Origin of the sequence: Nocardia anaemiae NBRC 100462 (assembly GCF_001612725.1) — a bacterium.
Lineage (GTDB): Bacteria > Actinomycetota > Actinomycetes > Mycobacteriales > Mycobacteriaceae > Nocardia > Nocardia anaemiae.
In genome coordinates, this window is the sequence record NZ_BDAZ01000086.1 from 23,400 (window position 1) to 35,176 (window position 11,777).

16 protein-coding genes are annotated in these 11,777 nt (G+C 65.5%); 6 read left to right on the forward strand and 10 right to left on the reverse strand.

What is annotated here, in order from left to right:
• Positions 1-129 precede the first annotated feature (129 nt).
• Together NA5_RS36320 and NA5_RS36325 are read right to left on the reverse strand one after the other, a co-directional pair.
• Positions 130-885 carry a TIGR02234 family membrane protein gene (locus tag NA5_RS36320; RefSeq protein WP_084484690.1) on the reverse strand — a complete coding sequence of 252 codons (756 nt, stop codon included), beginning with the start codon at positions 883-885 and terminating at the stop codon, positions 130-132.
• Positions 882-2,432, reverse strand: coding sequence for an anthranilate synthase component I (locus tag NA5_RS36325; RefSeq protein WP_062993579.1), 1,551 nt, complete (start codon positions 2,430-2,432; stop codon positions 882-884). Before NA5_RS36325 ends, NA5_RS36320 begins: the two co-directional genes overlap by 4 nt.
• Positions 2,433-2,592: 160 nt before the next feature.
• Here NA5_RS36325 and NA5_RS36330 point away from each other — a divergent pair, with 160 nt between their 5' ends.
• The 4 genes from NA5_RS36330 (at position 2,593) to NA5_RS36345 (ending at position 4,793) form a co-directional block, all read left to right on the forward strand.
• A complete protein-coding gene (locus NA5_RS36330) occupies positions 2,593-2,901 on the forward strand; it encodes a hypothetical protein (protein ID WP_062993564.1) in 309 nt (102 codons plus the stop codon).
• 92 nt (positions 2,902-2,993) lie between these two features.
• Entirely contained in the window at positions 2,994-3,458 is a 465-nt protein-coding gene (locus NA5_RS36335) for a peroxiredoxin (protein ID WP_062993565.1), read from the forward strand.
• Between the two features lie 75 nt (positions 3,459-3,533).
• Positions 3,534-4,106, forward strand: a complete 573-nt coding sequence (locus NA5_RS36340) for a hypothetical protein (RefSeq protein WP_062993566.1) — start codon at positions 3,534-3,536, stop codon at positions 4,104-4,106.
• A gap of 234 nt (positions 4,107-4,340) precedes the next feature.
• A complete protein-coding gene (locus tag NA5_RS36345) occupies positions 4,341-4,793 on the forward strand; it encodes a MarR family winged helix-turn-helix transcriptional regulator (RefSeq protein WP_084484691.1) in 453 nt (150 codons plus the stop codon).
• A gap of 9 nt (positions 4,794-4,802) precedes the next feature.
• Here NA5_RS36345 and hisI read toward each other — a convergent pair whose 3' ends face one another.
• The 7 genes from hisI to NA5_RS36375 all read right to left on the reverse strand — a co-directional run bounded on the left by hisI (position 4,803) and on the right by NA5_RS36375 (position 9,068).
• A complete protein-coding gene (gene hisI, locus NA5_RS36350; protein WP_062993581.1) occupies positions 4,803-5,147 on the reverse strand; it encodes a phosphoribosyl-AMP cyclohydrolase in 345 nt (114 codons plus the stop codon).
• A 462-nt stretch (positions 5,148-5,609) separates the two neighbouring features.
• A complete protein-coding gene (locus tag NA5_RS41010; RefSeq protein WP_157110842.1) occupies positions 5,610-5,783 on the reverse strand; it encodes a hypothetical protein in 174 nt (57 codons plus the stop codon).
• Between the two features lie 56 nt (positions 5,784-5,839).
• The gene (locus tag NA5_RS41015; protein WP_157110843.1) at positions 5,840-5,983 is read right to left on the reverse strand and encodes a hypothetical protein; all 144 of its coding nucleotides are present in this window, start codon (positions 5,981-5,983) and stop codon (positions 5,840-5,842) included.
• 154 nt (positions 5,984-6,137) lie between these two features.
• Complete coding sequence (gene hisF, locus NA5_RS36360; RefSeq protein WP_062993569.1) at positions 6,138-6,911, reverse strand: imidazole glycerol phosphate synthase subunit HisF; 774 nt, start codon at positions 6,909-6,911, stop codon at positions 6,138-6,140.
• Positions 6,912-6,998: 87 nt separating this feature from the next.
• On the reverse strand, positions 6,999-7,814 hold the full coding sequence (locus NA5_RS36365; protein ID WP_062993570.1) for an inositol monophosphatase family protein: 816 nt from the start codon (positions 7,812-7,814) through the stop codon (positions 6,999-7,001).
• A 7-nt stretch (positions 7,815-7,821) separates the two neighbouring features.
• Positions 7,822-8,553, reverse strand: a complete 732-nt coding sequence (gene priA, locus NA5_RS36370) for a bifunctional 1-(5-phosphoribosyl)-5-((5-phosphoribosylamino)methylideneamino)imidazole-4-carboxamide isomerase/phosphoribosylanthranilate isomerase PriA (protein WP_062993571.1) — start codon at positions 8,551-8,553, stop codon at positions 7,822-7,824.
• Between the two features lie 62 nt (positions 8,554-8,615).
• Entirely contained in the window at positions 8,616-9,068 is a 453-nt protein-coding gene (locus NA5_RS36375) for a MarR family winged helix-turn-helix transcriptional regulator (RefSeq protein WP_062993572.1), read from the reverse strand.
• A gap of 100 nt (positions 9,069-9,168) precedes the next feature.
• On the opposite strand from NA5_RS36375, the gene NA5_RS36380 reads away from it, so the two are divergent.
• A complete protein-coding gene (locus NA5_RS36380) occupies positions 9,169-9,678 on the forward strand; it encodes a nuclear transport factor 2 family protein (protein WP_062993573.1) in 510 nt (169 codons plus the stop codon).
• A 5-nt stretch (positions 9,679-9,683) separates the two neighbouring features.
• Here the strand turns inward: NA5_RS36380 and NA5_RS36385 are convergent, their stop codons facing one another.
• The gene (locus NA5_RS36385) at positions 9,684-10,202 is read right to left on the reverse strand and encodes a hypothetical protein (RefSeq protein ID WP_062993574.1); all 519 of its coding nucleotides are present in this window, start codon (positions 10,200-10,202) and stop codon (positions 9,684-9,686) included.
• A gap of 235 nt (positions 10,203-10,437) precedes the next feature.
• On the opposite strand from NA5_RS36385, the gene NA5_RS36390 reads away from it, so the two are divergent.
• On the forward strand, positions 10,438-11,733 hold the full coding sequence (locus tag NA5_RS36390) for a DUF2786 domain-containing protein (RefSeq protein ID WP_062993575.1): 1,296 nt from the start codon (positions 10,438-10,440) through the stop codon (positions 11,731-11,733).
• Positions 11,734-11,777 lie beyond the last annotated feature (44 nt).

Here is an 11,777-nt window from a genome sequence, read left to right on the forward strand (position 1 = left end):
CTGGCTCGAATCCTTTCTGGGGAGACGGACTTGCTGCCTGAGAATCCCCCCAGGCGCTGTCTCACCGATGCTGACAAAGAATAAATGGCTGCTTGTGGCGCAACTGCGCCGGGGCTGGTAGTCACCTGCTCAGACACCTCGATGCCCTTGTTTCCCCTGATCATGATCGGCGGAATCGTCGGTGGCAGAAGCGGTGCCATCCGCTTGCTCGGTCGGGTCGGTGCCCGCGTCCAGCGCATCCCAGAGCACACGCTCGGAAAGCTGTCCGGCATCGCCCGCCGCCTCGTCGGTGCGCTGACGTGTCACCTCTTCGGTGGCGGCGGCCCTGCGGAAGACCGGATTGTCGTACTTGCCGGAAAGGCGCGCGGCGTCCTCGGGCATGCGAGCCAGCAGGACACCGGCCGCGAAGGCCGCCAGCGCTCCCAGCAGCGAAAGTACGGCCGGGAACTGGGAAGTGGCCACCTCGGTGACGGTCGCGCGGCCGGGCAACTCCGCCAGGGTGGCGGCACGGGCCGCGGTCGCGGTGGATCTGGTCAACAACGCGAAGGCGGGAACGGCCGTCACGGCGGCGACCAGACCGATCAGGACGCCGAACATGCGCCGCAGCCAACCACGTGTCGCCAGCACCGCGGCGATAGCGGCCAGCAGTACCAGAGCCAGCGGCGTGAGCGCACCGAACCAGACACCGCCGTTGAGTTTGTCGGTGCGCGGTTCGGTCAGACCGTCGGTGGAGAAGACGGTCACCCACGTCATCCGGGAGGAGCCCCACAGCGCCGCCGCCGCGATAGCGAGCAGGACGATCGCGCCGACCGGATATTTGCGCTTCGGAGTCTGTCCGTCCGCCGCGGCGGTCGGATCGGTATCGGCGGGTTCGGAATCGGTCATTCCGCCCTGCCGTCCGTGGGTGCGCCGTACGCCCGAACGGTTTTCGCGGCCGCCACCGCCCGCAGCACCGCCATGGCCTTGTTGCGGGATTCGACGTCCTCGTAGTCCGGATCCGAATCCGCGACGATGCCCGCACCCGCCTGCACATAGGCGGTGCCGTCCTTCAGCAGTGCGGTGCGGATGGCGATCGCGGTATCCGCATCGCCCGCGAAGTCGAGATAGCCGACCACACCGCCGTACACGCCGCGTCGGGTCGGCTCGAGTTCCTCGATCAACTCCATCGCACGCACCTTCGGCGCACCGGACAACGTGCCCGCGGGGAAGCAGGCATTGACCGCGTCCAATGCGATCTTGCCCGGCGCGAGGCGCCCCGAGACCGTCGAGACCAGATGCATGACATGGCTGTAGCGCTCGATGTGCCGGTACTCGGTGACCCGCACCGTGCCCGGCTGGCAGACCCGGCCCAGATCGTTGCGGCCGAGGTCGACGAGCATCAGATGCTCGGCGTTCTCCTTCTCGTCGGCCAGCAGCCCCTTCTCCAGCAGCAGATCGTCCTCCTCGGTGGCGCCGCGCCACCGGGTGCCCGCGATCGGATGTGTCGTCGCCACACCCTCTTTCACGGTCACCAGCGATTCCGGGCTGGAGCCGACGATGGAGAACGCCGTGCCGCCGTCGCCGTCCGGGATGTGGATCAGGTACATATACGGGCTCGGATTCGAGGCGCGCAGCATCCGGTAGAGGTCCAAAGGCGCACCGTCGTAATCCATTTCGAAGCGCTGCGAGAGCACCACTTGGAAGGCCTCGCCCGCCTCGATCTCCTTGACCAGGCGCCGCACGCCCGCGCCGAATTCTTCGGTGGTGCGGCGGCGGATGTACTCCGGGTCGGGCTGATCGAAGATCGACACCGTCGACTCCGAGGGCGCGGCGAGCGCGGCGGTCATCCGGTCCAGCCGGGCCACCGCGTCGTCATAGGCCTCGTCGACACGTTCGGAGGTGCCGTTCCAGTTGACCGCATTGGCGATGAGCGTGATCGCGCCCTCGTGATGGTCGAAGGCCGCGAGATCGGTGGCGAGCATCAGCACCATCTCGGGCAGCCGCAGATCGTCGACGGCAAGGGTGGGCAGTCGCTCGATCCGGCGCACCGCGTCGTAACCGAGGTAGCCGACCATGCCGCCGGTCAGCGGGGGCAGACCGGGCAGCCGCTCGGTCTGCAGCAACTGCAGGGTTTCCCGCAGCGCCACCAGCGGATCGCCGCCGCAGGGCGCGTCCGCGGGGGTGTTGCCGAGCCAGGCCGCTTCTCCGTCGACGACCGTCAACGCGGACGGGCTGCCCGCGCCGATGAACGACCAACGCGACCAGGACCGTCCGTTCTCCGCGGACTCGAACAGGAAGGTACCGGCCCGATCCGCGGCCAACTTGCGGTAGGCCGACAGCGGAGTTTCGGAGTCCGCCAGCACCTTTCGGGTCACGGGAACCACCCGATGCTCCGCGGCCAGTTCGTGGAACTGTTCGCGGGTCGTGGTGGTGGGAGTCGACGGGCCAGGCATGTGTCCATCATCCCAGGCGGCACCGACAGCCTTGTCGGCGCGTCCCACCCTCCTGAACCGACTGTCCGGTTCCGACGTGCTGTCGGGGCGGGTGACAGCCGTCACTACACTCGCCCCGTTCGATCTCACACGCGGTATCCATTTCGAGAGGAGACAACTGATGTACCCCTCGCAGCCAGGTGCGCCGGACGGGCGGCACGCCGTCGGCTCTGGCCTGCCCGGTCAACCCCCGCGGATGGTCGGCCCGCATTCGATGGGCGGATCACCGAGTTCCAATCAGGTGAACGCCCTAGCTTCCTTCGTCACCTACGTGAAGGCGCTGGAAGCCCTGGACAAGCACCACTTTCCGGATGAGTACGCCACTCACAGCGACCGGATCAGGGAACTCAGGCCGCTGCTGCGCGCACACGGAATTCTCGATGTCATGCAGATCAAAAATCCAGAGGTCGCCGCACTCATCGGCGCTTAATCGCGATAAGAACCCGTCATTCCGGTCTCCGGCATGACGGGAACCGAGCGCGGGGGCGGCAAACCGACCTCGCGCCCGGTACTGTCCGCACTATGCAGACAGGTCAGCTCGCTCCCGAATTCGAGCTTCCCGATCAATCCGGCACCCCGCGTTCGCTCGATGCGCTGCTCGCGAACGGTCCGCTGGTGCTGTTCTTCTACCCCGCCGCTAATACGCCGATCTGCACGGCGGAGGCGTGCCATTTCCGCGATCTGTCCGCCGAATTCGCGGCGCTGGGCGCGTCGTGCGTCGGCATCAGCACCGACGGCGTCGAGACCCAGGCCGGATTCGCGGCCAAGCAGAACCTCGGTTACCCGCTGCTGTCGGATGCCGACGGCAAGATCGCCTCGGCGTTCGGGGTGAAGCGCGGACTGCTCGGCAAGCTCGCACCGGTCAAGCGGCAGACCTTCGTGATAGACCGGGATCGCAAGGTCGCCAAGGTGATCACCGGCGAGTTGCGGGCCGATGTACACGCGGACGAGGCGCTGAAGTTCTTACGCGAGCGCGCTCTGCAGTAGCCCTGCCTGCGGCAACGGGGAAAACGCCAGGTCCAACGCCGTCGATCTCGTGGTTGCCCGGCATACGCTGGATTCATGACATCGAGCGAGGTTCGGCCGGACGGGCAGAAATCCACGCCGGCCACGTGGCGCACGCGGATCATCGGCGCACTGGCGGTCATCGCCGTACTGGTCATCGCCTACCTCATTCTGGCGGCGTTCATTCCGCGCTGGTGGGCACAGCGCATCGCCGAGCTGGTGAGCGGCAGTTTCAGCAAGGGCATCGGCTGGGGTCTCGTCTACGGCTTGCTCGGCACCGCCATTCCGTTGTTCCTGTTGCTGTTCGCCGCGCTGGTCTGGAAGCGGCGAGCCGGAAGGTTCATCGCGGGCGCCGCAGCGTTGCTCGCGCTGATCACCGCGATTCCGAACCTGATGACACTGTCGATCGTGCTCGGCGAGAGTACTGCCGCCCATGCCGGTCAACGGATTCTCGACGTCGACGCCCCAGCCTTCCGTGGCGCGTCACTGGTCGGCGCCATCGTGGCGGTCGCGGTTTTCCTGGCCGCGATGGGCCTGATCGGTTGGCGCCGCTGGCGGCGCAGGCATCCGGGCAGACAGACGGCGCCGACGCCGCCCGCCGCCACTGCGCAAACGCCGAAAGTTACCTAGGACACGTAGCCGACACGCCCTGCGGCTCTGTGAGTGACCTCATGTCACGGATCAAGTCCATGACGGTCGAGCGAAGTCGTGGCAAACTCGTTCACGCGAGTGACCGTGAACACGCTTTTCGTTAATCGCTAGGTTCGCTAACCATAAGACGTCACTTGGCTCGAAAGAAGGCACCCAGTGACGAAGTGGCTCGACCCGGACGAACAACGAGCTTGGCGCGCGATCGTCGCGCTGATGACACGTCTACCAGGCGCTTTGGATACCCATCTGCAGCGCGAATCCGGGGTGACGCATTTCGAATACTGGGTGCTCACACTGTTATCCGAAGAGCCCGGCCATCGCCTGCAGATGAGTGAGCTCGCCCACAAAGCAAATGCATCGCTATCGCGACTGTCCCATGTGGTGTCGAAGCTGGAGCGCATGGGCTGGGCGCAACGTTCAGCAACCACCGGCCGCCGCGGCGTGCAGGCGGTGCTCACCGACGACGGCTACTCGAAGATAGTCGAGGCGGCGCCCGGCTATCTGGAAGCGGTGCGGCAGTTGGTTTTCGATGGTCTCGATGCCGCACAGACGGCGCAACTCGCCGATCTCAGCGAACTACTCGTCAGGCAGCTCAGCGACACTCTGAACCAGTCCAACGGCAGGTCGGCGCCGGTCGAGGAACGCGACGAGCAGCCGAATCCGTAGCGCTCGGGCTCAGCTGTCGGCGAGCAGCAGGTCGGAGTCGAAACAGGTGTGCGTGCCGGTGTGGCAGGCCGCGCCCTCCTGGTCGACGACGAGCAGGATGGTATCGCCGTCGCAATCGAGGCGGACCTCGTGCACGTACTGGGTGTGGCCGGAGGTTTCGCCCTTGACCCAGTACTGCTGGCGCGAACGCGAATAGTAGGTCGCCTTGCGGGTTTCCAGCGTGCGGGCCAGCGCCTCATCGTCCATCCAGGCAACCATCAGCACATCGCCGGTGCCGCGCTCCTGCGCGACCGCGGCGACGAGTCCGGCGTCATTTCGCTTGAGCCGGGCGGCGATGGCGGGGTCGAGAGTCATATCACCGTTATACATGGCGCTGCGCACCGGAACACATCGTGTAGTGCCGAAACGCACCGACGCGAAAGTTCCTACTCCTCCGGCAGCGGAATCAGTTCGAGATGTTCGGCCACAGGCTTTTTGGCGCAGGCGGCCCGGCCGGTGACCAGGTTCACCCCGCCCCGATGGGCAACCAGCCATTTGCCACAGACGCAACGCAGATAGCGAACCGAACCATGTGTCGACACCAGTATCGGCGATGGCCAGGAGCATGCGGGACACGTGGCGGACATGGTCGCTAAGCCTCGGTAACTATCGGGCAGATAGCAATCACCGCTGCGGCGTGGCGACAGAAGAATCCGAAGAATGTCAAGCTGTACGAGTGCGATTCAGCTCACCGCGGACCTGCCAGCCGCGCCGAAGGTCGGCTGCGGAGGCCGGATTTGTTTGGGCCACAACGATATCGGTCGCACCCGCTTCGAATTAAGCGTCGAACTGATCAGCGGGGGTCTGTTCGTCACCGATCATGGCGAATTCAGCGGCATGGGCTACGCCCGGCAGTTCGATCATTCGCCGATACGACGGAATCTCGTTGTAGAAGGCCGTTTGTTCGGCTGCCGTCGCGGCGAGTGCTTTCGACGTCGGCGGTGACCACACACCATGGCGACAATACGAGGACGCGGACGTCCGGCTTGTTCGGCGGCCAACCGTGATCAGCTCGACAATTTGCCCGCCCAATGCTTTCGGACCGACCAGAAATTGAATTGTACCGTCGCCCATTCAGCGGTCATACGCAGCGCCTGCCGCTCCATCATCACCACCACCGTCGGCTCGGCGGCCACTACCACAGCGGGCATCAGCGTTACCGCACTGAGGATTTCGCCCCGGAAATCAGGACGACCAATGTGCCGACCTCTGAACAACTTGGGCTATCGCATACCTGCGGACTACCTCGCAGAGGCTATACCTTGTGCGAGGTAGTCACTGGTTATGCGTCAGCTTCGTATGGGGTTAGCGGACGGTGATTTGTTCGGCGCGCATGGCGGCTTTTACCTGCGGGATGGTGAGGTCGCCGAAGTGGAAGACGCTGGCAGCCAGGACGGCATCCGCGCCCGCTTGGACGGCGGGGGCGAAGTGTTCGACGGCACCGGCTCCGCCGCTGGCGATCACCGGCACCGAGACGGCCTCGCGGACGGCCTTGATCATGGGCAGATCGAAGCCCGCCTTGGTGCCGTCGGCATCCATCGAGTTGAGCAGGATCTCGCCGACGCCGAGTTCGGCTCCGCGCACGGCCCATTCGATCGCGTCGATTCCGGTGCCGCGCTTGCCGCCATGTGTGGTGACCTCCCAGCCGGACGGCGTGTCGGGCTGGCCGTCGGGAACCGTACGGGCATCCACCGACAGCACGATGCACTGCGAGCCGAAGCGCTCCGACATTTCCCGCAGGACCTCGGGGCGCGCGATGGCGGCGGTATTCACCGACACCTTGTCCGCGCCCGCACGCAGCAGCCGGTCGACATCCTCGACCGTGCGCACGCCGCCGCCGACGGTCAGCGGGATGAAGATCTGCTCGGCCGTGCGGGTCACCACATCGATCATGGTGCCGCGGTCGCCAGTGGAGGCGGTGACGTCGAGGAAGGTCAGCTCGTCGGCCCCCTGCAGGTCGTACGCGGCGGCGAGTTCGACGGGATCGCCCGCGTCACGCAGGTTTTCGAAGTTGACGCCCTTGACCACCCGGCCCGCGTCGACATCCAAGCACGGAATAACGCGTACCGCCAAGGTCATCGGCTCACCCTTCCTCGAATCATGCTGCCTTCACCGACCCCGCCGACTGCGCCCACGGCCATTGTCCAGTGTGCTTCGTGCACAGATTCATGCATCGTCGACGACCGTACAAATCATTTCGAGCAGTTCCTCGTGTACTCCCGGCGCGGCGGCCAGCACCGAACCCGAGGTGATGGTCCACGGCTCGCCCGCCAGATCGGTGACAACCCCGCCCGCCGCGCGTACCAGTGCGACGCCCGCGGCGTTGTCCCACGGATGATGACCGAAGACGATCGCGCCGCCGAGCACACCCGATGCGGTGAACGCGAGGTCGATGCCGGTGGAGCCGTGCATCCGCACCCGCGAGGACAGCCTGCTCAGCGGACCGAGCAGGTCGAAACGGAACCGGCCGGGAATGCGTCCGGCGGAGTCCACATTGAACGCGCCGAAGCCGATCATCGCCTCGCCGAGTTTCCCGTGCGGCAGGCGCGGCAGCGGTCGGCCGTTCAGCAGCACCGGACCGTCGACGGCCGCCGAATAGCGCTGGCCGAGCAATGGCAGCCAGGTCAGTCCGAGCAGCGGCTCGCCCTCGTGCACCAGTGCGAGCAGCATGCCCGAAAGAGGATGTCCCGACGAGTAATTGAAGGTGCCGTCGATCGGATCGAGGACCCATGCGGTCCCCGAGGTGAGCTGCGGGCCGCCGAATTCCTCACCGTGCACCTCGATTCCGGTGCGCTGCTCGAGCTGCGCGGAAATGGTGCGCTCCAACTCCAGATCGAGTTCGGTCGCGAAGTCGTTGCGGCCCTTGGCCACCGCGCTCGGCGCGCCGACCCCCTCGACGAAACGCGGGCTCGCCGCGTCGAGGATTTCACCGGCGACGTCGAGCAGGGCCGGTAGTTCGGTGTCGAGGCGGTTGGCGGTCATCGAATCGTCAGCGGACCGCAGCCAGCGCCTCGGGCAGCGTGAAGCGGCCCGCGTACAGCGCCTTGCCGACGATCGAACCCTCGACACCCTCGGGCACCAGTTCGGCGATGGCAATCAGATCCTCGATGGTGGAAACGCCGCCGGAGGCGACGACCGGCGCGTCGGTGGCGGCGCAGACATCGCGCAGCAGATCCAGGTTGGGGCCGGTGAGAGTGCCGTCCTTGGTCACGTCGGTGACCACGTAGCGTGAGCAACCATCGCGCTCCAGCCGTTCGAGCACCTCCCACAGATCGCCGCCATCGCTGACCCAGCCACGGCCGCGCAACCGGTGCTCACCGTCGATGATCCGTACATCCAGACCGACGGCGATGCGCTCGCCGTGCTTGGCGATGGCGCGGGCACACCACTGCGGATCCTCCAGAGCGGCGGTGCCGAGATTCACCCTGGCACAGCCGGTACCAAGCGCGGCCTCCAGGGATTCGTCGTCGCGGATGCCACCGGACAGCTCCACCTTGACATCGAGTTCGCCGACGACCTTGGCCAGCAGTTCACGATTGGAGCCACGGCCGAATGCCGCGTCCAGATCGACCAGATGTACCCACTCCGCACCGGCTTCCTGCCAGGCGAGTGCCGCATCGCGCGGGGAGCCGTAATTGGTTTCGCTGCCCGCCTCCCCCTGAACCAGGCGCACGGCCTCTCCATTGGCGACGTCGACAGCAGGTAGCAGCACAAGACTCACGGATGCAGTTTAGTTGCTCGCTCCGCGCGCCCTATCCCCGGCCTGCGGAAATAGGGGCGAGCTCACCCTTGCACATGATCATCGAGGACCCGGGTGAGCAGCCGCACCAGTTCGCGACGCTCGGCGGTGGAGAGAGCAGCGAGAAGTTCGTCCTGAGCGCCTTCGATTCGCTGGTCCAGTTCGTCCAGGTGGCGCCCGCCCGCCTTGGTCATCGTGACGATGTTGCGGCGGCGGTCGCTCGGATCCGGGGCGCGTTCGATCAAGCCGCGCTCGGCCAGATCGTTCAGCGCGGCGACGATATCGCTGCGATCGATTCGAGTGCGACGGCCTAGATCGGCCTGGCTGGCGGGGCCGAATTCGCCGAGCGTGGTCAACAGGGCGTAGTGGTAGCGACGCGATCCGGTCGCCTCGAAGGCGCGTTCTGTCGCCCGGTTGGCGAGGATGGCCACCTGGTTGACCAGTCGGGTGGGCAGGGCGCGCAGCCTGCCCGGGGTGTCCTCGTGCGCGATCTCCATGAGAGCAATGTAGCAAGACTTGTTGGTTTCACCCACGATCTGTTATCGTTGGACGCGCCAACATTGGAGCTACCAACGTTCAATTCGAAAGGTTCGATCGATGAGCAAGATCCGCCGTTTCCTCCCCCTCGCTGCCCTGCCGCTGGCGCTGCTCACCGCCTGCGCCACCGCGGCCAAGGACGACACGCACCAACTCCGCGAACTGGTGGACCGCAACGAGATCACCGAGCTGGTCAACCAATTGGGCCGCGCCTTGGACGAGGGCCGCTTCGATGACTTCCGCACGATCTACACCGCCGACGCGACCGCGAAAACCCCCGGCGGCCGGGCCGAGGGTCGTGCTGCGCTCATCGCGCAGGCGAGCCGGAATCACTCCGACGACAAGCGAATTCAGCATGTCATCACCAATGTGATGATCGATCTGCACGGTGATACGGCCGAGGTGCGCGCGAATCTCATCGCCACCTTCACACCTGCCACGGCAGCCGTTTCGGAGCCGCAGTACACCCTCGGCGAGGTCTACCGCTTCGACGCGGTTCGCACGGTGGAAGGCTGGCGGCTGTCACGGGTGGAGACGACGCCACTGTGGTCCACGGGCACCCGCCCCTGAGCCAGCTAATCGAGCCGTGCATCGACCGTGGCGAGAACCCGTGTGCGATAACAAATTAGCGTGGCGGCGACCGCAAATACCGCGGTCGCCAGCGCTGCCGCAATCCGAACCCACTCGCCCACCTGGAATTCGGTGGCCGCACTCTCGATTTCGGTGAGACTGTGCCGGGAGCGTTCGTCGAACAGAATCGTCGCGCGAGGCCACAGGTACAGGATCGACAACAAGAACTGACCACTGATGAGAGACATCATCGACGCGCCGACCCATCCCCGTGCGAGGCGATACCGCACCGCTGCAGCACAGCCGACCAGCGCGCACACCGTCAGCACCCCGCCGAGCGGGCGCATCACATCACCGACCGCGACCTCACTCATGAACTGCTGGGTCTGCACCAGCGATTCGGGTACATCACGAAAGATATTGGGATACAGCATGATCGTCTCGGTGAGGGCGGCCGCGAACGCGAAGCTCGCCACCGCGGCATAGACCCCGATGACGGTCAACGGAACCGTGACGGATTTCATTGCGACCTCCTCGGCACAACCGTAGGCCCGGACTCCGGCCTGGCGGATCAGGACGCATCCCCCATATGGCCAGGCCTCCAGCTCAGGGTCTTCCCGGAGAGCCACCGACTTCCTGTGTTCCCCCCATCCGACGGCTTCCGATACGCGCCGCATTGGATGCGCGTCATCCTCGGCCTCTCCCTGCCTATACGGTTGTGGGCGAGGTTGCCTCCGGACTATGTGAGGGGGATCGGTCGTGGGCAAGCAAAATCGTCGACGGCGCTCGGGAGAGCACGGCGTTGCCAAGGGCTCCGCATTCTGGTCTGCGCAGTCGAGTGGGCCGCAGGATTCCGAGCAGATCGCGAACGTGATCATGGCCACGGCCATGGAGGCCGCGCAGGGGAATGCCCGCGCCGCTGAGCAATTCGCGCAGCAGCTCGTCGGGCGCGAGCCGCTGACGCGCGAGCAGGCGGACGGCGCGCACCTGGCGACACAGCACATCATCGGCCGAATCTTCCAATACGGCTGGCTTCCGGAAGACATCCACCAGGTCGCGCGGCGACGCGTGGACCAGTTCGCGATCGCGCTACTCATCGATGTCATGGCCGCCCACGTCCAGCCTTTCCCGCCGGAATCAGTCGATGCGACCTGGCAGTTGCAGCTCGCCGAGCTGGGAGCAGACATCTGGTGGTCCGCATCGGAACCGCACCTCGGCCAGTGGGCCGCGAAGCAACTGCTGACTGCCGCAGAGGCGGTAACAACTGTGGTCGAGGCACTTGCGATGCTGATCCGACTACCCAAACTGGAGCTGATCCGGCCCTTGCCCGGCACTGCACGACCGCGAGCAACAGCGCACCACCACGCCGTCGACGCCAAGGTCCTGAGCCGAGTTCGCGGACTGCTCGCGAAGGCCGAGTCGACGTCATATCCCGAAGAGGCGGAGGCACTTTCGGCCAAAGCCCAGGAGCTGATGACCAAATACGCGCTCGATCGGGTACTCGTCGACGCGGACAACGCCGTGCCCGATCTGCCCCGCGCGTGCCGGATCTGGTTGGACACTCCCTATGTCGACGCGAAAGCGCTGCTGATCGATGTGGTCACCAAGGCCAACCTGTGCCGCGCGATCTTCGCCTCGGCATTCGGATTCATGACAGTCGTCGGTGATGAAAGCGACCTGGACGCAGTCGAATTGCTGACGACCTCGTTGCTCGTTCAGGCCACCAGAGCGATGATCGCCAGCGGTAACGAATCGAAGCGCAGCGCCGATGCCAGAAGCCGTGCGTATCGCAAGTCATTCCTTATCGCCTATGCAACGCGCATCGGTGAGCGACTCGAAGAAGCGAATGAGACGACGATTGCGGAATCCTCTGATCCGGCGCGTCTGCTTCCGGCGCTCCGCTCTCACCAACACAAAGTGGATGAGGCGTTCGACGCGCTATTCCCCGCTATCCGAGACCGCGGGATTTCCATCGGCAACGCCAATGGTTGGGCGGCGGGTCGTGCAGCAGCTGACAGCGCCCAGCTGCAGGCTCGCCGCTCGATCAAGAAGTAGCTCACGCCCGCCGATGCACTGAAATACATTGCGGGGGCTCTGAT

Coding starts and splice junctions, on each gene's coding strand:
- NA5_RS36320 (WP_084484690.1), bottom strand. CDS start 885: ATGACCGATTCCGAACCCGCCGATACCGATCCGACCGCCGCGGCGGAC.
- NA5_RS36325 (WP_062993579.1), bottom strand. CDS start 2,432: ATGCCTGGCCCGTCGACTCCCACCACCACGACCCGCGAACAGTTCCAC.
- NA5_RS36330 (WP_062993564.1), top strand. CDS start 2,593: ATGTACCCCTCGCAGCCAGGTGCGCCGGACGGGCGGCACGCCGTCGGC.
- NA5_RS36335 (WP_062993565.1), top strand. CDS start 2,994: ATGCAGACAGGTCAGCTCGCTCCCGAATTCGAGCTTCCCGATCAATCC.
- NA5_RS36340 (WP_062993566.1), top strand. CDS start 3,534: ATGACATCGAGCGAGGTTCGGCCGGACGGGCAGAAATCCACGCCGGCC.
- NA5_RS36345 (WP_084484691.1), top strand. CDS start 4,341: ATGACACGTCTACCAGGCGCTTTGGATACCCATCTGCAGCGCGAATCC.
- hisI (WP_062993581.1), bottom strand. CDS start 5,147: ATGACTCTCGACCCCGCCATCGCCGCCCGGCTCAAGCGAAATGACGCC.
- NA5_RS41015 (WP_157110843.1), bottom strand. CDS start 5,983: ATGCCCGCTGTGGTAGTGGCCGCCGAGCCGACGGTGGTGGTGATGATG.
- hisF (WP_062993569.1), bottom strand. CDS start 6,911: ATGACCTTGGCGGTACGCGTTATTCCGTGCTTGGATGTCGACGCGGGC.
- NA5_RS36365 (WP_062993570.1), bottom strand. CDS start 7,814: ATGACCGCCAACCGCCTCGACACCGAACTACCGGCCCTGCTCGACGTC.
- NA5_RS36375 (WP_062993572.1), bottom strand. CDS start 9,068: ATGGAGATCGCGCACGAGGACACCCCGGGCAGGCTGCGCGCCCTGCCC.
- NA5_RS36380 (WP_062993573.1), top strand. CDS start 9,169: ATGAGCAAGATCCGCCGTTTCCTCCCCCTCGCTGCCCTGCCGCTGGCG.
- NA5_RS36385 (WP_062993574.1), bottom strand. CDS start 10,202: ATGAAATCCGTCACGGTTCCGTTGACCGTCATCGGGGTCTATGCCGCG.